At 63.8% G+C, this 22,009-nt stretch carries 17 protein-coding genes; 9 read left to right on the forward strand and 8 right to left on the reverse strand.

What is annotated here, in order from left to right:
- Positions 1-156 precede the first annotated feature (156 nt).
- The 3 genes from HUS66_RS10035 to HUS66_RS10045 are packed head-to-tail and all read right to left on the reverse strand — an operon-like array spanning position 157 to position 3,771.
- Positions 157-765 carry a PqiC family protein gene (locus tag HUS66_RS10035; RefSeq protein ID WP_175070775.1) on the reverse strand — a complete coding sequence of 203 codons (609 nt, stop codon included), beginning with the start codon at positions 763-765 and terminating at the stop codon, positions 157-159.
- 17 nt (positions 766-782) lie between these two features.
- Positions 783-2,447 carry an intermembrane transport protein PqiB gene (gene pqiB / locus HUS66_RS10040; protein ID WP_175070776.1) on the reverse strand — a complete coding sequence of 555 codons (1,665 nt, stop codon included), beginning with the start codon at positions 2,445-2,447 and terminating at the stop codon, positions 783-785.
- Positions 2,437-3,771, reverse strand: coding sequence for a paraquat-inducible protein A (locus tag HUS66_RS10045; RefSeq protein WP_254628790.1), 1,335 nt, complete (start codon positions 3,769-3,771; stop codon positions 2,437-2,439). Before HUS66_RS10045 ends, pqiB begins: the two co-directional genes overlap by 11 nt.
- Before the next feature lie 195 nt (positions 3,772-3,966).
- Between HUS66_RS10045 and HUS66_RS10050 the strand changes: the two genes are divergently transcribed.
- The 7 genes from HUS66_RS10050 (at position 3,967) to HUS66_RS10080 (ending at position 13,022) form a co-directional block, all read left to right on the forward strand.
- Complete coding sequence (locus HUS66_RS10050; RefSeq protein WP_175070778.1) at positions 3,967-4,953, forward strand: calcium/sodium antiporter; 987 nt, start codon at positions 3,967-3,969, stop codon at positions 4,951-4,953.
- Positions 4,954-5,165: 212 nt separating this feature from the next.
- Positions 5,166-6,581, forward strand: a complete 1,416-nt coding sequence (locus HUS66_RS10055; protein ID WP_175070779.1) for a cytochrome ubiquinol oxidase subunit I — start codon at positions 5,166-5,168, stop codon at positions 6,579-6,581.
- Positions 6,582-6,584: 3 nt separating this feature from the next.
- On the forward strand, positions 6,585-7,586 hold the full coding sequence (gene cydB / locus HUS66_RS10060; protein WP_175070780.1) for a cytochrome d ubiquinol oxidase subunit II: 1,002 nt from the start codon (positions 6,585-6,587) through the stop codon (positions 7,584-7,586).
- A 4-nt stretch (positions 7,587-7,590) separates the two neighbouring features.
- Positions 7,591-9,279, forward strand: coding sequence for a thiol reductant ABC exporter subunit CydD (cydD, locus tag HUS66_RS10065; RefSeq protein ID WP_175070863.1), 1,689 nt, complete (start codon positions 7,591-7,593; stop codon positions 9,277-9,279).
- 39 nt (positions 9,280-9,318) lie between these two features.
- The gene (gene cydC, locus HUS66_RS10070; protein WP_175070781.1) at positions 9,319-11,019 is read left to right on the forward strand and encodes a thiol reductant ABC exporter subunit CydC; all 1,701 of its coding nucleotides are present in this window, start codon (positions 9,319-9,321) and stop codon (positions 11,017-11,019) included.
- A gap of 106 nt (positions 11,020-11,125) precedes the next feature.
- Entirely contained in the window at positions 11,126-12,124 is a 999-nt protein-coding gene (locus HUS66_RS10075; protein ID WP_175070782.1) for an adenosine deaminase, read from the forward strand.
- 13 nt (positions 12,125-12,137) lie between these two features.
- On the forward strand, positions 12,138-13,022 hold the full coding sequence (locus HUS66_RS10080) for a hypothetical protein (protein WP_175070783.1): 885 nt from the start codon (positions 12,138-12,140) through the stop codon (positions 13,020-13,022).
- A 102-nt stretch (positions 13,023-13,124) separates the two neighbouring features.
- Here the strand turns inward: HUS66_RS10080 and HUS66_RS10085 are convergent, their stop codons facing one another.
- Complete coding sequence (locus HUS66_RS10085; protein WP_254628786.1) at positions 13,125-14,018, reverse strand: LysR substrate-binding domain-containing protein; 894 nt, start codon at positions 14,016-14,018, stop codon at positions 13,125-13,127.
- A 116-nt stretch (positions 14,019-14,134) separates the two neighbouring features.
- Here HUS66_RS10085 and HUS66_RS10090 point away from each other — a divergent pair, with 116 nt between their 5' ends.
- Entirely contained in the window at positions 14,135-14,794 is a 660-nt protein-coding gene (locus HUS66_RS10090) for a LysE family translocator (protein ID WP_175070785.1), read from the forward strand.
- Between the two features lie 164 nt (positions 14,795-14,958).
- Positions 14,959-15,573, forward strand: coding sequence for a hypothetical protein (locus HUS66_RS10095; protein WP_175070786.1), 615 nt, complete (start codon positions 14,959-14,961; stop codon positions 15,571-15,573).
- A 28-nt stretch (positions 15,574-15,601) separates the two neighbouring features.
- Here the strand turns inward: HUS66_RS10095 and guaD are convergent, their stop codons facing one another.
- From guaD to xdhA, 4 genes are all read right to left on the reverse strand, one after another.
- Complete coding sequence (guaD, locus tag HUS66_RS10100; RefSeq protein ID WP_175070787.1) at positions 15,602-16,945, reverse strand: guanine deaminase; 1,344 nt, start codon at positions 16,943-16,945, stop codon at positions 15,602-15,604.
- Positions 16,946-17,030: 85 nt separating this feature from the next.
- Entirely contained in the window at positions 17,031-17,930 is a 900-nt protein-coding gene (gene xdhC, locus HUS66_RS10105) for a xanthine dehydrogenase accessory protein XdhC (RefSeq protein WP_254628787.1), read from the reverse strand.
- Entirely contained in the window at positions 17,917-20,406 is a 2,490-nt protein-coding gene (gene xdhB, locus HUS66_RS10110) for a xanthine dehydrogenase molybdopterin binding subunit (RefSeq protein WP_175070788.1), read from the reverse strand. The genes xdhC and xdhB overlap by 14 nt, the downstream gene beginning before the upstream one ends.
- Positions 20,390-21,895 (reverse strand): xanthine dehydrogenase small subunit, encoded by a 1,506-nt coding sequence (gene xdhA / locus HUS66_RS10115; RefSeq protein ID WP_175070789.1) that lies wholly within the window; start codon positions 21,893-21,895, stop codon positions 20,390-20,392. Before xdhA ends, xdhB begins: the two co-directional genes overlap by 17 nt.
- Between the last annotated feature and the right edge of the window lie 114 nt (positions 21,896-22,009).

The following is a 22,009-nucleotide window of genomic DNA, read 5'->3' on the forward strand; positions in this document are numbered from 1 at the left end:
CACGCCACCGCCGCTCGCCGGTGAGGTGGCGCGAGTCCCGGGCGGTGCCGTGAGGAAAAAATCGGTGACAGACGCGGCAGAAGGGACCATAAAGTGCCGCGGATGTGCATGATGACAGAAAAATCTGCTGGGCGCAGCTTTATGGCGCCTCACCGCTCAGCGTAATCCACGGATACGTTCGGCGAGTCGGTCGGCAAGCGTATCCCAGCTCTGACCGAGGGCGCGCACCAGGGCCGGGTAGCCATCGGCATCCAGCGGCGTTTCGACCTCGAAGGTATCAAGGGTCAGCAGTTCGCCCTCGGCATCACGCAATTGCCACTGCCCGGCCGCCACTGCCCGGCCATCGTAACGGCCCTGGAAACGCTCGATTTCCAGACGCAGGGTCATGGCCCTGGGCGGTGCCGCCGGGTTGGCTTCTGCCAGTATGCGAGTGCTGGGTAGGCGATGGGCCAGGCGGCGACGCAGGCCGCGCTCGAGCATCGGGCCCAGCTCCTCGGCCCAGAGATGGTCTCGGGCCGGGTTCAAGGTGATGTCGTCGAGCTGCAGCACGATGCCTTGCTGCTCGAGAAAACTCGCCATGGCCAGGGGGCGAACGACCAGCACCCGGGGGGCACTTCGCTGGCCGTCCGTCTCGCTGGTGCCGATTCCAGAGGCGGCCATCTGATCGGGCGGCAGGCCATAATGGCGGGTCGGCGCGGCGTTGGTGGCACAGCCGCCGAGCCAACTCAACAGGCCCAGCAGGGCCAGTGTACGGATCACGGTCATCGGGCTCTCCTTGCCGTTCATCGGGGGGCTCGCGGTTGAGGATCCTCGCCGCGAGGGCGATCGAAGATCAAGGCATTGGGCTGCTCGCTCAGAGTCCTGGCGACCGGCTCCAGATCACGCATCAGGGCGTCGAAACGCTCAAGGCTGCCGGTAAGCTCGTCGTAGGCCGTGGAGCCCGGTGACAGTCCCTCCAGGGTGGTCCTGAGCTCTTCCAGGGTCGTGTTGAGGGTGCCCGGAAGGTTCTGGGTATCGGGGTTGTCGGTCAGGCTTCTGACGCTTTCGGTCAGCGCGCGCACTTCCTCGAGCATGGTCTGAGAGGTAGCCAGGTTGCGGTTCAGGCCATCGAGCACGGGCTCTACCTCGAGACCATTGAGTTTGTCGAGCAGGCTCGAGACCTTCTGTTCGATCTGCGCAAGCCCTGCCGGTGTAGTGGGGAACACTGGGCGATCCTGGTAGCTGTCGGCCAGATATTCGGTGGCGGCAGGGCGCTGGAAGTTGAGGTCGACATAGAGGGCGCCAGTGAGCAGGTTGCCGGCCTTCAGCGAGGCTCGCAGGCCGTTCTCGAACCAGCCCTCGAAGCGCTTTCGCCAGGTCTCGATATCCAGGCTTTCCAGATCCTCGCCGAGCCGCTGTGGCTCAATGCGAATCAGCACGGGAATCGCGAAACCCGAGCGACGCGAGCGTTGATCGATGCTGAACTCCCAGGGAACGCTTGCCACGGTGCCGACACGCACCCCGCGGAATTCCACCGGGGCCCCCTTGGATAGGCCGCGCACGGTGTCATCGACCAGCAGGACATATTCCAGGTAGTGGTTGAACGTCCCCTGGCGAGCACTTTCGGCATCCTCATAGAGCGTAAAGGCCGTGTCCTCTGATACCGGTTGGCCAAGGGGCACATCCTCGGGCACGCCGAAGGTCACGCCGCCGCCAAGCAGGGCTTCCAGGGATTCGACGTTGACGCTTACGCCTTCGGAGTCGAGCTTGAGGTCGATGCCGCTGGCGGGCCAGAACCGAGTGCTGTCGGTGACCAGCACGTCATAGGGCGTTTCGATGAAGGCGCGGTGGCGCATCTGGCGAGTGTCGGGGTCGAAGCGAGCCTCCTCGACCCGGCCGACGGTGAAGCCCTGGTAGGTGACGGGGTCGCCGACGCTCAGCGAATTGCCGAGTTGGCCCACTAAATTGACGCGGATGCCCTTGGCATCGGCGGGCGCCACCGGAGGTTGGTCGAGTACCTCGAAACGGTTACTCGTCTCGTCGCTGCTGCCGGGTTGCAGCTGGATGTAGGCGCCTGACAGCACGGTGTTGAGACCGCTGATGCCTTCCCGGCCAATGCGTGGCTTGACGACCCAGAATCGGGTGTCTTCGACCAGCATGGGCTCCACATCAGGACTCATGCGCGCAATCACGCGGATGTGACTCAAGTCGCTGGACAGCCGTACCTGCTCGACTCGGCCGATCTCGACGTTACGGGTCTTGATCAGGGTGCTACCGGCCTCGATGCCCTCGGCGTTGCTCATGATCAGCGTGATCTGTGGCCCGCGGCTGACGTAATCGTCATATAGCAGCCATGCGCCGATCAGCATCGCGACCAGCGGGACGATCCAGATCGGTGATAGCCGAGAATGCCGGCTGATCTTGGCGCGGTTAGACGGCGTGTCCTGGCCATGTGGCTCATTGGTCATGGGCAACGTCCTTGTGGTCAGAAGCCTTGTGGTCAGAAGAAGGGAGCGGCAGGTCGTCGCTATGCCCGGTATCGCGCTGGCCGGATCGGGGCAGGGGAGGATCCCATATCAGCCGCGGGTCGAAGGCCATGGCCGAAAGCATGGTCAGTACCACCACAGCGCCGAAGGCCAGAGCGGCGGGCCCCGGGGCAATGGACATCAGGTTGCCGGCGCGAATCAGCGCCACCAGGATGGCCACCACGAACACATCGACCATCGACCATCGACCGATAAACTCGGTAATGCGGTACAGGCGCGTACGTGATACGCCCTGCAGGTCATCGCTATGAGGCACCCTCAGACACAGCCACGCCATGGCGATAAGTTTGCTCACCGGCACCAGGATGCTGGCGATGAAGATGATGGCGGCAATCGGATAGGAGCCATGCTGCCATAGCGTGATGACTCCGCCGATGATTGTCGAGGGGTCCGTGTGGCCCAGGGAGGTGGTGATCATGATCGGATATAGGTTGGCGGGCAGGTAAAGCAGGGTTGCTGCCGCCAGCAGGGCCCAGGTGCGCTGCAGGCTATGAGGCAGTCGCGCATGCAAACGCTCGCCGCAGCGCTGACAGCGTCCGTGGCCGTCCGCGTCCAGGCGATTGACCAGACCACAGGTAGGGCACCCGGTCAGGCCCTGTGGCGAGGCCCGGGCTCCCGTCACGACACCCTCAGGAGCGGCAGGCTCGCCGACCAGCGAGAACCACATCCAGTCGGCATCCAGCGATTGGGTCGTCAGCAGTAACAGCAGGGCAAAGCAACAGAAGGCCCAGAAGGCCAGGCCAAGCGATACCTCGGCCATGCCGGCAATCTTTATCAGGCTGACCAGGGCGCCAATGATGAAGACATCCGCCATCATCCATGGGTGCAGGTGAGACAGGGCCCTGGCAATATCGCGACTGGCCGGCAGCAAGGTGCGTCTTAGCAGGCCGATCTGCAGCCAGATAACGCTGAGCAGGTAGACCATCGGCAAGACGATAGTGGTCAGTACCACGCCGATCGCCACCAGGGGTTGATGCATGCCAATCAGGCTGGTGGCGGTTTGGGTCAAAACGATGCGATTGCCAATGCCACTGATCTGGAAGCTGACGAAGGGCAGGCTGACGGCCATGATCAGGGCGATCAGGGCAGCAATGGCCAGCGCCAGGCTGCGCTCAGCTGGACGATAATGACGCGTCGATAGCGTATGGCCACAGCGCGGGCAGTCGGCGCTCTGGCCATGGTGGAGGGGGGGCAGGCGTACCAACCAGTCGCATTCATGACAGGCGCGCAGTCGGCGCCGAGACATGTGCGCCTCGGGAGGGCCTTCCTGCGCGGGAAGGCGGGGATCTGGGGTCAGCGTATCGATCAAGGCCAAGTTCCTTCTTTCCCCCATTATGACGGCTGGTCGAATACATACAATCATGATGGTTGACGATGCTACAGTGCGGCGGCAAAACGCCGATAGTCATGACCACTCAATGACTCAAAAGGAAAAGAAGATATGGGCTTGCCAATATTGGCGGTCGTCGCAGGACTGGCGCTTCTGGTATGGAGCGCCGAGCGATTTGTCGACGGGGCGGCAGCGACCTCCCGCTATCTGGGGCTATCTCCTCTGCTGATTGGCATGCTGGTGATTGGCTTTGGCACCTCGGCCCCGGAACTGATGGTCTCGGCACTGGCGGCGGCTCAGGACAATCCTGGTCTGGCGTTGGGCAATGCCTATGGCTCCAACATCACCAATATTGGGTTGATTCTCGGACTGGTGGCGCTGATCGCACCCTTGGCGGTGCAGTCCGGCGTGCTGCGGCGGGAGTTACCCATTCTCTGCGGTGCTACGCTTTTGGGCGCCTGGCAGCTGCGCGATGGAGTGATCAGCACCTTGGAGGCGGTCGTGCTGCTGTTGGCCCTGGCGATTTTTATCGGCGCGAGTATTTGGCAGGGCCGCCAGAAGGAGGCCGCCAGCGACACTTTGGCAAGCGAGACCGACCACAGTCTCGATAGCCATCCTATGTCGCTTAAAGTCAGCGTGCTCTGGACGCTGGTGGGGTTGGCGCTGCTGGTGGCGAGCTCTCGTCTGCTGGTCTGGGGCGCGGTGGCCATTGCGCAGACGTTTGGTGTCAGTGACCTGATCATCGGTCTGACGGTCGTGGCGATCGGTACCTCGTTGCCGGAGCTGGCCTCTTCATTAAGCGCACTGAGGCGTGGTGAGCACGATCTGGTGCTGGGCAATGTGGTCGGCTCGAACCTCTTCAACACCCTGGGGGTGGTGGGACTTGCCGGCGTGATTACGCCTATTCAGGTAGGCGGCGAGGTCATGATGCGGGACTGGCCGGTGATGGCGGTGATGACCCTGGCGATGACGGTATTTGCCATCGGACTCAAGGGGCGCGGCGGCCGCATCAATCGCCTCGAGGGCGGGCTGTTACTGGCCCTGTTCGTCGGCTATAGCTTCTATCTGATCCGCGTCGTCTTGCTGGCCGACGCTTGATTTACTGGAATAGCCCCTAGCTAGCCTGTGAATCGGGTGTGCGGCAAAAGACCACGCCCTTTACGGGGTTGAGTGCGGCATCGCGACACACGTTAAGTAGCGACTTATATGCGGGGTGCAGCGTAGCATTGGCGACGTTGGTCGTAACCTCAACGCTTGGCAAGGAATGCCACTAGCGGTCTTGCCATCATCCAAGGTCTAGGGAGGCTCTTATGGAGCTTGATCCACTCATCTTATCGCGTTTTCAGTTCGCGTTCGTGGTGTGCTTTCACGCCATCTTTCCGGTCTTCACGATCGGCCTGGCGTCCTACATCGCCTTGCTGAACGGTCTTTTCTTTGCCAACGGCAATCCTGCCTGGGAACGCCTGGCGGTCTTTTGGACCAAGGTGTTCGCGGTGGTGTTTGGCATGGGGGTGGTGTCAGGCATCGTGATGTCCTTCCAGTTCGGCACCAACTGGAGCAATTTCGCCCAGGCCACCGCCAACTTCCTCGGGCCGGTGCTCAGCTATGAGGTGGTAACGGCATTCTTCCTCGAGGCGGGCTTCCTCGGTGTGCTGCTGTTCGGTCGCGGCAAGGTCCCTCAGGGGGTTCATCTTTTTGCAGCCATCATGGTCGCCGTGGGCACCTTCATCTCCTCGTTTTGGATCCTCGCCGCCAATAGCTGGATGCAGACCCCGGCTGGGGTCGAGCTGATCGATGGTGCCTTCCACGTGACGTCCTGGAGCGAGGCGCTGTTCAATCCGTCCTTCGGGTACCGCTTCGTGCACATGGGCATGGCCTCCTTCCTGACTGGCGGCTTCGTCGTCGCGGCCGTCAGCGCCTGGTTCCTGCTGCGGGGGCGCGATGTGGCTGCCAACAAGAAGGCGCTTTCCATGTGTCTGTGGCTGCTGCTGGTGCTGGCACCGGCACAGGCGGTGGTCGGGGATTTCCACGGCCTCAACACGTTGGAGCACCAGCCGACCAAGGTGGCGGCCATGGAGGGTAACTGGGAAACCCAGTCCCATACGCCGCTGCTGCTGTTCGCGATTCCCGACAAGGAGGCCCAGGAGAACCTGGTCGAGATCGGTATTCCGAGCCTTGCCAGCCTGATTCTGACTCACAGCACCGATGGCGTGGTACCGGGACTCAAGGAGGCGCCGGTTGACGAGCAGCCGGTGGTGGGCCTGGTGTTCTGGTCGTTCCGCGTGATGGTGGCGCTGGGCCTTGCGATGATCGCGGTGGCGGTGACCGGCCTGGTGCTGCGTCGCGGCGGCCGGGTATATCACAACGAGCGCTACCTCAAGGTGCTGGTCGCCATGGGGGTGACGCCCTTCATCGCCGTCCTGGCCGGCTGGATCGTGACCGAGGCGGGGCGCTCACCCTGGCTGGTCTACGGTTTGATGACGCAGGCTGAGGCACTCACACCCTCGCTGACCGGCGGCATGGCGCTATTTACCTTGATCGGTTATATCGCGGTCTATGCCGTGGTCTTCTGGTCCGGCATCTACTATCTGCTGCGCGTCATTCGCCAGGGCATGCTGCCCCACGATCAGGAAATGGTGGTCGATGACATCGAGCGTGCCAAGCGCCCGCTGTCCGCCACTCACATTCCCTTCGACGATGACGCCGGTCATCCGGTCAGGAGCTAAGCCATGCAAACCTTCGACTTGTCATTGATCTGGGCCGCGATCATCGGTTTCGGGGTCATCATGTACGTGCTGATGGACGGCTTCGATCTGGGCCTCGGCATCCTCTTTCCCTTCGCTCCGGACGAAGACGCGCGAGATGTGATGATGAACTCCGTGGCGCCGATCTGGGACGGCAATGAAACCTGGCTGGTGCTGGGGGGGGCGGGGCTGCTGGGAGCCTTCCCGCTGGTCTACTCGGTATTTCTGCCGGCGCTCTATATAGGCGTCTTCCTGATGCTTGCCGGGTTGATCTTCCGTGGCGTGGCCTTCGAGTTTCGCTTCAAGTCCAAGCGTAATCGCCATTGGTGGAATCGTGCCTTCTGCTGGGGCTCTGCAGTCGCCACCTTCGCCCAAGGGGCGGTGGTCGGTACCTACATTCAGGGCTTCGAGACCGAAGGCTTCGTCTACGTCGGTGGTGCACTGGACTGGCTGACGCCGTTCACCGTGCTCACCGGCCTTGGCATGATGGCGGGCTACTCGTTGCTGGGTGCCACCTGGTTGATCTTGAAGTCGGAAGGTCACGTGCAGGAGTGGGCCTATCGCATCACGCCGAAGCTTCTGGCCGCGGTACTCGTGGTGTTTGCCATCATCAGCGCCTGGACGCCCTTCGTCGACGGTGGGGTTCGTGAGCGCTGGTTCAGCGAAGTCTCCTTTATCTGGCTGCTGCCTCTGCTGGCGATGATCTGTGCCTACGGCATCTATCGCTGGGTGAGTCACCGCCGTGAAGGCATGCCCTTCCTGGCGACGCTCGGCATGTTCATCTTCACCTATCTGGGGCTGGTGGCGAGCAAGTGGCCGGTGATCGTACCGCCGGATCACACCATCTGGGACGCCGCCTCGGCGCCGGAATCCCAGCTCTTCCTGCTGCTTGGCATGCTGTTCGTGATCCCGATCGTGCTGACCTACACCGCCTGGACCTACTGGGTGTTCCGCGGCAAGGTGCGCACCGGTGAAGGCTATCACTGACACCATGGCGTCCCGTGATGCGCAGAACCAGGAGCCTCTCACCTCCAAGCGCTGGCTCCAGGATCTGGCCGACGGCGAGCGCCGCCGACTGACGCTCGCCACCATTGCCGGCCTGGGAGTAGGGCTTTGCACCATCGTGCAGATGTTACTGCTGGCCATCATCATTGACCGCCTGCTGACCGGCGCCCCCGAGGCGCCGGTTGGCGTTTTCTTTGCGGCCTTGATCGGTGTGCTTGGGGTTCGTGCTCTGGCGCAGTGGGCTCAAGAAACCACTGCGCAAGCGGCCAGCCTTGCGATCCGTGCCCGTGCGCGAGCGGCGCTGCTCGATCAACTGACAGCCCTGGGCCCGGTGCAGCTGTCTTCCCGCCACTCGGCAGGCCTCGGCAGTCAGCTGGTCGAGCAGGTCGAAGCGCTGGACGGCTATTTCGCGCGTTTCTTGCCGCAGCTGCGGCTAGCCACGGCGCTGCCGCTGGTGATCTTTGCCATCGTGCTGGGCCTCGACTGGCTGGCGGCGGCCTTTCTGCTGCTCGCCGCACCGCTGATTCCGCTGTTCATGGCTCTGGTGGGCATGGGGGCACAGCGCCTCAATCAGGCGCAATTTGCCGCCGTGACTCGCCTGTCCGGCCATTTCCTCGATCGGGTACGTGGCATTACCACCCTGCAACTGTTCGGGCGAACGGCCACTGCTGCCGCTGAAGTATTCAGTGCCGCCGACGATTATCGCGCGCGCAGCATGAAGACCCTGCGCATCGCCTTTCTGTCCTCGGCGGTACTCGAGTTCTTCGCTTCGGTGGCCATCGCGGTGATTGCCATCTACGTGGGCTTCGGCCTGTTGGGCTATATCACCTATGGCCCCTCGTCGTCGCTGACCCTGTTCAGCGGCCTGACCATTCTGCTGCTGGCACCGGAGTTCTTCCAGCCACTGCGTAGCCTTTCGCAGCACTACCACGACCGTGCCGCAGCTCTTGGGGCGGCCGAGGCGCTGGTGGGCATCCTCAACGAGACACCGCCAGCGGCGGCTAAGGCGACGTTCGAGGGCCGCACCAATGGTGGCGCCCCGGTGGTGCGACTGACCGATGTCTGCGTCGAACATGCCGGACGCGGCCAAGTGTTGGGGCCTGTGTCCCTCGAGGTATCGCGCGGCGAGGTCATTGCCCTGACGGGACCCTCGGGGGCCGGTAAATCGACGTTACTGCAACTGATCGCCGGCTTCGTGGCGCCAAGTGACGGCAGCGTCGAGGTGATGAGCGACCGTCGGCCGGCCTGGATGGATCAGCGTCCGCTGGTGATCCAGGGCACAATCGCCGACAACCTGCACCTCGCCGATACGCAGGCGAGTGATGTCGCCATGCGCGCGGCGCTCGAGCAGGCCGGGCTGGCCGGCTTGCTGTCACGCCTGCCAGAAGGTCTCGACACGTCGGTCGGCGAACGAGGGGCTGGGCTGTCCGGTGGCCAGACTCAGCGACTGGCGCTGGCCCGGGTGTTCTTGAGCGATGCGTCGCTGGTGTTGCTCGATGAGCCCACCGCCAGCCTCGATGAAGCCAGCGAGGCTGAAGTCGCCGCGTCGCTTGTACGGCTGGTCGAGGAGGGACGGACCCTGGTCATTGCGACCCATCACCCGGCGTTGATAGCGATGGCCCATCGGGTCGTGCATATAGTGGCAGGTCAGCGAGTCGAGGAGACGACAGTATGAGAGTGCTGACACCGATAGCCCGGATATGAGACTCCTGATATGAGCACTTTGATAAGCGAACTGCGCCCCTGGCTCAAGCTGCTGGCGCGGCGTCGCTCGCGCATGGCGCTGGGGGCGTTACTGCTGGCGCTGACGGTAGGGGCGGCGATCGGTCTGCTGGCGCTATCCGGCTGGTTTATCACCGCCACCGCGCTGACCGGCGCGCTGCTGGCCGCTGGCGTAACGGCAAGTCTCGATGTCTATGCGCCGGGCGCCGGCATCCGGTTCTTCGCCGTGTTGCGCACGGTGGCCCGCTATCTGGAACGAATCTATAACCATGACAGCGTGCTGCGGCTGCTCGCCGAGCTACGTAGCGGCATGTTCGCGGTCCTGGCCCGGCTCGATGCCCGAGCGCTGGGCCAGCGGCGGGCCAGCGAATGGCTCAATCGCTTGACCGCTGATATCGATACCCTGGATAGCCTCTATCTGCGCTTATTGGCGCCGCCCCTGGTGGCCTTGATCGCTATCGCCCTGGTGAGCGTCCTGTTGGGGATCTTCTTGTTGCCGGCGGGCCTGGCGGTCGGCGGTGTGCTGCTCGCGCTCTGGGCCTGGCTGGTAGTGGGCCAGGCGTCCTTGGGCATGGCGGCCAGCACTCGTCGCGTGGCCACCCTCGATCAACTGCGGGGGCGCATCCTCGAAACCCTGCAGGGCCTTGCCGAGCTTAAGAGTTACAACACGCTGAATCATCATCGGGCATGTATCGACGCGGATCAGGCCGCGCTCTATGCCGATCAGTGGCACTTGGGACGGATAGCTTCCCTGGGTAACGCCTTGGTGGGCCTGGGCGTCAGCCTGGCAGCCGTGCTGGCGCTGTGGCTCGCTGCCGAGGCCTATCGTGCCGAGGCGCTGTCAGGGCCACTGATGGTGATGATGCCGCTGGCGGTGCTGGCCATGGGCGAGGCCTTGGGGGCGCTGCCGGCCTCATTCACCGCGCTGGGGGCGACCCGCGCCGCGGCGCGGCGCCTCAATGCCCTGGGTCGCTCACGCAGCGTGCTCAGCGAATCCGAGACGCCGGGAGTGCCGGTCGCAGGTGCGCCAGCGCTGCGGCTACAGAATGTCACCCTTACCTACCCCGGTGCTTTGACACCGGCGCTGGATGGGCTCGATCTCAGCCTCGAGCCTGGCCAGCGGCTGGCGCTGCTGGGGGCGTCGGGTGCCGGCAAGTCCAGCGTGGCGGCGCTGCTGGTGCGCCTGCTCGATCCGGATCAGGGCGAGGTAGAGCGTGATGGCGTCGCGCTCCACACTTTGGCGCTCGATCAATTGCGCACCCGCACGGCTTACCTCACCCAGCACAGTGAGTTATTCGATGACAGCATCGCCGCCAATCTGCGTCTGGCAGACCCCGAGGCCAGTGAGGTCGCGCTGTGGCATGCTCTCGACGTCGTTGAGCTGGCCGATTGGGCCCGCGAACTGTCTCAAGGGCTCGAGACCCGGGTTGGCGAAGGCGGGCGGCAGCTTTCCGGCGGTCAGGCGCGTCGCCTGGTGCTGGCGCGCGTGCTGCTGCTGGACGCACCGCTGGTGATCCTCGATGAGCCTTTCTCCGGGCTGGACCGTCCCATGGCGGCACGCATCGCCAAGCGTCTGGATATCTGGCTTTGCGGTCGCACCGTGCTCTATCTGGTGCATCAGCTGCGTCACGATGGCAGCGACCCGCCAGGCATCAATCGTTCTTTGACCCTGCGCGACGGTCGGCTTGGCTGATGCGAGCAAACTCGGCCTGTAGCGCCTGCGCGGTCAGCCATGTGCAAAGACTTTGCGTGGATGCCAGACATGCCCCACGATAGGGCAAGACTGAATGGAGAGCGCCATGCAAGACTTCCTTACCCGCCTGCCGAAAGCCGAGCTGCATCTGCATATAGAGGGTTCCCTAGAACCTGAACTGATGTTCTCCCTGGCTCAGCGCAACGGCGTGGCGTTGCCCTATGCCTCAGTGGAAGAGGTGCGGGCCGCCTACGACTTCGACGACCTGCAATCTTTCCTGAACCTCTATTATCAGGGCATGGCGGTGCTGCGTAACGCTGAAGACTTCTTTGACCTGGCCATGGATTACTTTCGCCGCGCCCATGACGAGGGGGTGGTACACGTCGAGCTATCCTTCGACCCCCAGGCGCACCTTAGCCGCGGCATTCGATTGGACGCGCAGATAGAGGGGCTGACCAAAGCCATGCGCCTGGCCGAGCGTGAACTGGGCCTGACCTCGGCGTTGATCATGAGCTTCCTGCGCGACCGTTCCGCCGCCGAAGCCATGGAGGTGCTCGATCAAGCCGCCCCTTACTGGGAGATGATCGACGCAGTAGGGCTCGACAGCGCCGAGCTCGGCCATCCACCGTCCAAGTTTGCCGCCGTCTTCGAACGCGCCAAGGCGCTCGGGTTGCCCCGGGTAGCCCATGCGGGTGAAGAGGGGCCGGCGAGCTATATTCGCGAGGCCATGGAGCAGCTCGATGTCTGCCGTATCGACCACGGTGTGCGCTGCCTCGAGGACCCGGCGCTGGTGGCCGAGCTAGTCGAGCGTCGCTTGCCGTTGACCATATGCCCGCTATCGAATGTGCGCCTCAAGGTCGTCGAACGGCTGGACCAGCATCCGCTGCCGGCGTTGCTCGAGGCGGGCCTGACGCTGACCCTGAACTCGGATGACCCGGCCTACTTCGGTGGCGGCATGCTCGAGAACTTCCAGGCCTGCCAGCGTGCCTTCGGCTGGTCGGAGGAGACCTTCGTTGGCTTGGCCAGAAACGCCATCGAGGCCGCCTTCATGAGCGAGACGCGTCGTGCCGAGCTGCTCAAGCGTCTTGCGGCGATGGCCGGCTAATGGGCCTTGCACCATGACGGTGTCATCCCGGCAGGTCGCTCTATCGCCGCGCCGGACTCTGGCGAGCCTGGGGCTCCTGGTGCTGGCGGCGCTGGCTTGGCTGCCGCTACCCGAAGCGCTGGCAGCCAGCACTCTCGATGCCACCCTGGCCAGCGCCTTCCAGAGCTTTGCCCTGGCCAAGGCGTTGAATGCGGTGATTTCGGTGCTGCAGTCGGTCACCGGGGATGCCCTGCTGGTGCAGATTCAGTTTGGCGAGGTGCTCGACCCGGCCAATGACATGGTCGAGCGTTTCTCCTGGGTGATGTTTGCCTCCACCGTGTCGCTGGCCTTTCAGAAGCTGCTGTTGGGTATCGCCGGCAGCGTGCCGGTCAAGGCGGCGCTATCGCTTTGCTGTGTGGCCATGTTGACGGTGCTGCAGCTGGGCAAGCCTCGTTGGCAAGGGGTTGCCGGGCGGCTCTTGATTATCGCCGCCTTCCTGCGCTTCGCGGTGATTGCCGTGGCCCTGGCCAGTGCCGGCGTCGAAACGCTGTATATCACCGACACTCGTGAGGCCCTATACAGCGAGCTCGAGCAGGATAAAGCGGTGCTCGAGCGAATCGCCGATCAAACGGCACCCGACGATGAGGTGGTCGCCGCCGATGATGCGCAAGACGAGGATCTGGGCTGGTGGCAGGGCCTCAAGGAGCGACTGGGCAGTGGTGTCAAAGACCGGGTTCAGGCCGCCATGGATCGTTTCGATGCCATGACCCAGAGTCTCGTCGAGCTGACCATGCTGTTTCTCGTCCAGACCATGCTTCTGCCGCTGGGCTTTCTCTATCTCAGCTATCGTGGCGCACGCTACCTTGCCGCTGGCATCACTCAGGCACCGCGGCAACCACCTGCGCTGACGCAGGTATGATAGGCCTTCATTGCTGCGGATCTCCTGCCTAAGCGTTTGGTGCCTCGACGGCGGGCACACCGAAAGTCGGCTCGGGGTGTGGCAGTGGTCTAGAAGGCTCCGTCAAGGAGGGGCGGAAGGGAGTCGACCTGTCCCAGTCGAGAGATCCTTTGCCTGCTGTATCAACCAGTTGGAGAAGCGCACGATGCGGGGATCCGTGTCGGGCGAGTCCTTGGTGAGCAGCACGTAGTCATACCCCGTCGCCACCATGCCCAGAGGCGCGATGAGTCTTTCTGCCTGCAGGTCATCGTTGACCAGTGGTAGCGGGCCGATCGCGGTCCCTAAGCGGTCCACTGCCGCCTGCAAGGCGAAGAAGAAGTGATCGAAGAACTGCTCGCTGGATGGCGAACCGCAATAACCGCTTTCCCGTTGCCACTCTCGCCACGCCTCTGGCCGAGTGCGGCTGTGCAGCCATCTCGCCCGAGAAAGGTCGCGGCCAATGACCGTTTCCCAGCAGTCGGGGGCGCAAACCGGTCCGGCGTACTCGGCCCATAGTCGGGTGACGGTATTCTCTTCAGGCAAGACGAAGTTGGTGTGGCGAATCGCGGCGTCACATCCGTCTGCGAGCAAGTCGATAGGGCCGCCCGCCAGCCGTAGGTCGATATTGAGATCGGGGTTCAGTGTGCGAAATGCTCCCAGTCGGGGCATTAGCCAACGCATTCCCAGGCTGGGTTCACAGGAGATGGTCAGAATGGGTGAGCTGCCCTCATGCCGGCGTAGTGCTTCGGCCGTCTCGTCGAGGCGATCGAGCACCTCACTTGCAACCCGCTGGAACCGTTCTCCCGCGAGGGTTAGGTATACCCTGCGGTGGCGGCGGACGAAGAGCTGAACTCCCAAGCGCTGCTCGAGTTGGGCAACGGCTCGGCTAATCGCTCCATGGGTCAGGTGCAACTCTTCGGCGGCGCGCGAGAAGCTCTGATGACGGGCGGCCGCTTCGAAGGCGGGTAATGGTGCCAAGGGAGGCAGGTGTCTCTTTCTGTGAAGATCGCTCACAACGTGTCCGAGTTATTTTCGATTTTTCGCATACCGGGTCTATTTCATACTCGTCCCGAAGGCCACACAAGGGAAGAGACATGTTCAACTTTGCCCAGACCGAGATTCTTGCTGTTGCAGTGATCACCTGTTTGGCTGTTCTCAGTCCAGGCCCCGATTTTGCTATGGTTACGCGCATCGCGGTGATACGTGGGCGGCGTGCTGGCGTATGGTGCGCGATCGGCATTGGCTGCGGTGTTTCGGTCCACCTGACTTATACCCTGTTCGGGTTGGGCGTGGTATTCGCTGGGGAGGCTTGGCTGCTGACGACACTGCGCTACCTGGGGGCCGGTTACTTGATCTGGTTGGGCTTTTCGGCGTTCTGGCCCGATATCAAGGCCCGCCTGTCGGGGCATGCCAATCAGAGCACGGGTGGCGGCGGTGAAGCCGTGTTGGCGGAGCAGCCCGATGGTGGCTCCGCATTCTGGATGGGCTTTGCTTGTAATGCCCTCAATCCCAAGACCATGTTGTTTATCGTTTCCTTGTTCAGTCAGGTCGTCTCGCCACAAACGACGTTGGGTGCCGAGCTTGGTTATGGTCTCTATGTCATTGTTTGTCACATGGCTTGGTTCTCCGTGGTGGCCGTCTTCCTCACATTACCTGTCATCCAGGCACGTATACGCAGGACCCGGCGGTGGATCGAGAGAGTCGTCGGCATCTGCCTGTCGGGACTTGGGGTCAAGTTGCTGGCCAGCGGTTGAACGGCTGTGCCATTTGGCGAGCGATGGCCAGGCAAGAAATCAGGCGAAGGTTGTTAGCGGGGCAAGGAGAGCTGTCCGAGGGCTCGGCCAGCGCAGGCCAGAGTCGTTACCTAGCGTGCGCTGTCGCAAGCGCAGCGGAAACTTGCCAGGGAGATGGGGGTTAAATGGAGTGGCTCACCCAGAATTCCGGCGCGATCAGTGCCGTTACCGGCATCCTGACATTACTGATCTGGGTCTTCTATGCGCAACTGCTCTACAACGGCTATGTTCGCCAGCGGCGCCCGCGGATCATCATCAACCGTGGCAGCGGCAAGAAGCTGTCTTCCCTTTGCCTGATCAGCAACATGAGCGCGGAAGCGATTTTCGTTCAGCATATCATTGCGGTGCTTAAGACCGATGAGGGGGAAAGGCAGCTCGACCTCGTTGACTATCAGCAGTCCGAGCGCGAGCAGCAACACTATCGCAGCCACCAGGGGCCACTCGATTCGGGCGACTACCTGCACGTTGGCAGCTTCAGGAATATTCTCGAGCATCTCACTGCCCAGCATGGTCTCGATGCCGATGGTCGAGGTGACCTACCACCTAGCAGCTATCAAACCCTCGAAATCAGGGTCGTCGCCATCTATGGTTCCGAGGACAATCCTGTCGGCGCGAGGAGGAGCTTTCGCCTCGACCTAGAGGGCGATGATCCTCAGCTCACCCCCAATGGCCTGGACACGCAGCGGCTTTCCAGCCGGCGCCAACGTCACCGCATCAGGCAGTGGATGCAGCAGCTGTAGCCCTAGATCCTAGCCCCTGGCTATTTGCCTAGCGCCTATGCACGCACTCGCCGCCGCTCCAGGTGGCGAAGACGCTGCGATCATCGCCGAGCATCATCAGGGCGAAAAGAAGCTCCCCGAGGCTCGATGGCTCCAGGCTTGCTGTATTGCCGATACGTGCCGTGCGGCGTTCCAGCAACGGCGTGGCCGCCGGGTCGAGCACCACGATATCGGCTTCCTGGCCGGCTTGCAGGGCGCCGATGTGGCGGTCGAGATGCAGCGCCCGGGCATTGCCAAGCGTCAGGCGGTAGAAGCCCTGCCAGGCGGTCAGCGGCTGGCCGAGCAGTTGGCCGACCTGATAGGCGGCCTTGAGAGTGGCGAAACCGCAAAGGTCCGTGCCACCGCCGACGTCACTGGCAAGGCTGGTGGCAAGCCCCGCCTCTCGGCATGCCAGCCGGTCGAAGAGGCCGCTACCGAGGAAGAGGTTCGAGGTGGGGCAGAAGGCGATATTGGCACCGGCTCCGGCCAGTCGTTCGCGCATCGCCTGATCCAGGTGAATGCCATGGGCGAAGGTACTGGTGGGGCCGACCAGACCATAGCGCTCATAGACCCCGAGATAGTCTTTTTGTTCGGGGAACAGCTCGGCCACCCAGGCAACTTCACCGGCATTCTCGGCCAGATGCGTCTGCAGGTGCAGGTCCGGAGCGGCCCTGAGAATAGCGCCGGTTGCCTCTAGCTGGGCGGCCGTTGAGGTGGGTGCGAAACGCGGGGTCAGTGAATAGCCGAGCCGGTCATTGCCGTGCCAGTCAGCGATCAGCCGTTCGCTGTCGGCCACACCGCTGGCGACGGTGTCAGTGAGTGCCGCCGGGGCGTTGCGATCCATCAGCACCTTGCCGGCCAGCATGCGCAGCCCACGGCGCTGAGCGGCGGTGAAGAAGGCCTCCACCGACTGGGGGTGCGAGCTGCAGAATACCTGTGCGGTGGTGGTGCCGGCTCGCAACTGCTCATCGAGGAAGACCTCGGCCACGGCTTCACCGTGGGTGCGCTGGGCGAAACGGCACTCCTCCGGGAAGGTGTAATCGTTGAGCCAGTCGAGCAGCTGGCGGCCGTAGGAGGCCAGGATGTCGAGCTGCACATAATGGACGTGAGTATCGATGAAGCCCGGCATCATCAGCTTGCCGGCGTAGTCCACCACCTCGATGCCGGTCGGCAGCTGGGGTGCCAGCTCGTGATAGCTTGCCACGGCCCGCACCCGGCCATCCTCGAGCCAGAGGGCGCCGTCCTGAAGATAGGACAGGCTGCCCGGCGCCGGCTGGTCGTCTTCGCCAGGGTCGTCGAGAAAGCGCACCAGGGGGCCTCGCAGCACGCGCATGGTGGGGCGGGGGTCGGTCATGAGGAATCATCTCCAGCGGTAGTCAAAGATGTAGCGGGCCAGGGGGTTATCGAGAGTTAAAGTCAGTGCCTGGCGATCTGAGCACTTAGCGGTCCGGGCCGAAGGCCTGGCGCAGTGTATCGGGGGCAATGCCGCGTCTATCCGGCGCATCTGGTCGGGCAGAGGCCAGCGTCATCAACTCGGCTACCACGGCAAGGGCGATCTCGTAGGGGCGCTTGCCGTCGGCGCCGGCAATGCCGATCGGGCAACGCACGCGCGCGATGGCGTCAGCATCATGGCCGGCCTCGGTGAGCCGGCGCTTGAAGCTTGCCCACTTGCTGGCGGAGCCGATCAGGCCGATCGAGGCCAGGTCGTGACGCTCCAGCAAGGCCTCGATGAGCGCCAGGTCCTGGCCGTGGTCATGGGTCATCACCAGAATATCGCTGCCCGGCGACAGCGAGTGCGCGGCGGCTGAGATCGCCGCCGGCTCGGCCCCACTTGAATGAAGCCGCAGGCGTGCTGGTCCCGGCTCGCACGCGGCCCATGGCGGGAAGGCATCCGGGCGGCTGTCGAACCAGTCCAGGCGCCAGGGCAGTGGGGCGATCAGACTCGCCAGGGCCTGGCCGACATGGCCGGCGCCGAACAGGGCGATACGTCGCTCGGCACCGGCGAAGGGTTCGATCAGCACATGCACATAGCCACCGCAGCATTGGCCGGAGCGGCCGCCTAACGGAAAGGCCTCGAGGCTTGGTGCCGTGTCGCCTCGGGTCAGGGCTTGCCGAGCGGCGGCGATCACCTGGAACTCGAAGGTGCCGCCGCCCAGGGTGTCGAAGCTGGCCTCTGGCGTGATGACCATCTTGGTGCCGGGCTCACGGGGCGTTGAACCCGCAGCACCGACCAGGGTCGCCAGCACATGGGGCTGGGCGTCTTCCTGAAGCCGGTGCAGGGCGGCATGCCAGTGGCTGGCCATCTGGAAGCGACCGGCGTCGGCCTCAGGCCTGGACATGGGCATCGTCCTCCCGGGAGTTGCCCGCAGGGTGCTTGTCACCATGGTCTTGCATTGCCGCTATGGCCATCAACACCCGTTCCGGGGTGGCCGGCGTATCCAGCCGCGGACATTGCCCGCCGGGGGCAAGGCTCGCAAGCGCATCGCGCAGCGCCGACCAGACCGAAATCGCCAGCATGAAGGGCGGCTCGCCCACGGCCTTGGAACGATAGATACTCGCCTGAGAGTTAGGGTGTCCCTTGAGCAACTCGACGTTGAAGGTCGCCGGCAGGTCACCGAAGGCGGGAATCTTGTAGGTGGCGGGGCCGTCGCTGAGCAGGCGCCCGGCGTCATTCCACTTGAGCTCCTCGCTGGTCAGCCAGCCCATGCCTTGAATGAAACCGCCCTCGATCTGGCCGATATCGATCGCCGGGTTCAGGGAGTCGCCGACGTCGTGCAGGATATCCACCCGCGTTACCTGGTACTCGCCGGACAGGCTGTCCACGGCAACCTCACTGACCGCCGCGCCATAGGCGAAGTAGTAGAAGGGCCGGCCCTTGGCGGCCTCCCGGTCGTAGTGGATGAGCGGCGTCGAATAGAAGCCCTGGGCCGAGAGCGAGACGCGGCCGATGTAGGCCGCCTGGACCAGCTCGCCCCAGGTGATGCGGTAGCTTTCTTCGCCGCTGCCCGCCATCAGCATGCCGTCTTTCAGCTGCAGGTCGTCAAGCTTCAGCCCGGCCTGTGGCCACAGGTTCTCCAGGGCAAAGGCGAACAGCCGCTCGCGTAGCGTGAGCGCCGCGTCCCGGGCCGCCTGGCCGTTGAGGTCGGCGCCGCTGGAGGCGGCGGTGGGCGAGGTGTTGGGCACCTTGTCGGTGCGGGTGGCGCTGATGCGCACAGATGACAGAGCGAGCCCCAGTTCGCGGGCCACTACCTGGCAGACCTTGGTGTGTAGTCCCTGGCCCATCTCGGTACCGCCGTGATTGATCATCACGCTACCGTCGGTATAGACGTGCAGCAGGGCGCCGGCCTGGTTGAGGTGCTTGGCGGTGAAGGAAATGCCGAACTTCACCGGCGTCAGCGCCAGGCCGCGCCGGATGATCGGGCTTCGGGCATTGTAGGCGCTGATCTCGTCGCGGCGCACCCAGTAGTCGCTGCTCGATTCGAGTTGGCCGATCAGGGTATGCAGCAGGTCGAGCTGTTCCACCTCTTGGCCGTAGTGGGTCGTTGCACGCCCCGGGCGGTAGAGGTTGCGCTTGCGAATGGTCAGCGGGTCTTCGCCCAGGCGGTGGGCGATATCGTCCATTGCCTGCTCGATCAGCATCATGCCCTGGGGACCCCCGAAGCCGCGGAAGGCGGTATTGGAGGCGGTATGGGTGCGCGCCCGGTGTCCGGTGACGCGCGCCGCGCCCAGGAAATAGGCGTTGTCGGCGTGGAACATGGCGCGGTCGACGATCGCCTCGGAAAGATCCGGCGAGTAGCCGCAGTCCCCGATCAGGGTCATGTCGCCGCCCTGAATGACGCCGTTGTCATCGACTCCCAGCCGGTAGCGGCTATGGAAGGGGTGGCGCTTGCCGGTAAGGCGCATGTCGTCGCCCCGGGACAGCCGCAGCCGAGCCGGGCGTTGGGTGCGACGGGCAATCAGCGCGGCGATGCAGGCCCAGGGAGAGGCCTGGGTCTCCTTGCCACCAAAGCCACCACCCATCCGACGTACTTCCACGGTCACCGCATGGAAGGCAATGCCCAGCACCTCGGCGACCAGCTTCTGGGTCTCGCTGGGGTGCTGGTTCGAAGTATGCACCACCACACCTTCGTCCTCGCTGGGGGTGACCAGACAGGCCTGACCTTCCAGGTAGAAATGCTCCTGGCCGCCGATGAACTGCTCTCCCGAGACGATATGCCGGGCGTTATCCAGCGACTGCTGCCAGTCACCGGACTGCTGAACGTGGGTGGGGCGCACCAGGTCATTCTTTTCGGCAGCGGCTACCGGGTCCAGGCTCGCCGGCTGCTCGTCGATCTCGATGATCGCGGCCTTGGCGGCGCGGCGGGCGGCGTCGTGGCTTTCGGCGGCTACGGCGAACAGGCACTGGCCGGCGTAGCTGATCTCATTTTCGACGAAGAGCGGGTCGCCGGGAAAGACCGGGCCGATGTCGGTGTGGCCCGGTACGTCATGGAAGGTGATGACATCGACCACGCCCGGCATGGCCCGAACTGGATCGAGATCGAGCCGCTCAAGACGGCCATGGGCCACCGGCGACAGGCCAAGCGCAATATGCAGTGCCTTGGCCGGTGCCGGCAGGTCGTCGATATAGGTGGCGCGCCCGGTAACGTGCTTGATGGCGCTCTCATGTTGCTGCGCCGCCTTGTTATCTACGCGCTTGCCATCGACGCGCTTGCCATCGGCGCTTTTGCTATCGGCGCTATTGGCATCGACAGATGACGCCTCGCTAGCCATGTCGGGCGAAGAAGCAGCAACAGATAGCTTAGTCAGCGTACGCATCGAGCGTCACCTCCATGGCCGGAGTGTTTGGCGTGTTCGCGCCTTGTGAGGTGGAGGTGACGATCTTGAGCCGCAATCGCTCGAGCAGATTGGCGGCGGCGAGGCGGCGATACGCGCTCGAGCCGCGTACGTCGCTCAAGGGCTTGAAGTCGTTATCGAGGGCTTGCCTGGCGGCGGCGAAGGCTGCCGGGGAGGGTGGCTGATCTTCCAACGCGGCCTCGGCGCCTCGGGCACGGGCCGGAATCGCTGCCATACCGCCGAAGGCCAGCCGGACGTTGCGCAGTCGACCCTCCTCTAGCTGCCAACTGAAGGCGCCGAGAACGGCGGAAATGTCGTCCTCGCGGCGTTTGGAGAGCTTCCATACCTTGAGCTGGCGCCCTTCGGGCAGCCAGGGCAGCCGGATCTCACCCAGGACTTCCTGAGCTCCCAGCGCCGTCTGCCGGTAGTCGAGGAAAAATTCCTGAGCCGGCAGCTCGCGGGCGCCCTCGGGCCCCTCGAGCACCAAGCTGGCATCCAGGGCCAAGAGTACCGGGGGGCCGTCACCAATGGGGGAAGCGTTGGCGACGTTGCCACCCAGGGTGGCGCGATGACGAATCTGCGAGGAAGCGAAGCGGTGCAGCAGCCGGGAGAAGGCCGGGAAGTGCGCCTCGAACACCGGCTCGAACCGGGCGTAGGTCACGGCGGCGCCGATATGCAGCCCCTGGTCGTGTTCTTCGAGCACCTGAAGCTCGGCTAGGTTGCGCAGGTCGATTAGCTCCGGCAGTACCTTGAGCTGCTGGGTGCGCTCGAGCCACAGGTCGGTGGCACCGGCCACCAGACGTGCACTGGGGTGGTCTCGGCGCAGGGCGAACAGCTCGGCAAGGCTTTTGGGGCGATGATAGAGGCTGCCGTCGACCGGGCTGTCCTGAGCGCTTTCCGCCACCCGGGCGGCCAGATGTTCACTTGCGTCCCAAGTAACGCAGCGCTGATCGGCCGGGTAAGCCAGCATGGCTTGAGCGGCGTCGCGGATGGGCCGGTAACCGGTGCAACGACACAGGTTGCCGCCCAGGGCGGCCTCGAGGCGTGCTTGAGAATAGGGGGCAAGCGTGGCTGGTTGGCTACCGGACTCATGGGAGCTGGCCTCATACAGGGTAAACAGCGACATCACGATGCCTGGGGTGCAGAAGCCGCATTGGCTGGCATGACAGTCGACCATCGCGGCCTGGGCGGGATGCAGGACATCGCCCTTGGCCAGGCCCTCGACGGTGACCAGGTGACAGCCCTTGAGCTGATGGGCCGGCAGAATGCAGGCATTGGCACTGTGATAGCGAAGGTTGCCATGTCCGTCTGGCTCGCCGATCGCCACGGTGCAGGCACCGCAATCGCCGGAGGCGCAGCCTTCCTTGGTGCCGGTTGCGTCAAGGCGCGTGCGAAGCAACTCCAGCACGCTGGTGTCCGGGGGGAGGCCGTCAAGCGACTGGGGTTCGCCATTGAGATGGAAATCGATCATCACGCGGTTCCCGGTTGTTATTGTTGGAACGCTCTTGACCAAATGGTCAAGATAATAAAAGGTTGGCGCAAAGCGTCCGACAGTGCAAGGGCTCAGATGTGGCCGTTGCCGGCT

It is taken from the genome of Onishia taeanensis (assembly GCF_013349955.1).
Lineage (GTDB): Bacteria > Pseudomonadota > Gammaproteobacteria > Pseudomonadales > Halomonadaceae > Onishia > Onishia taeanensis_B.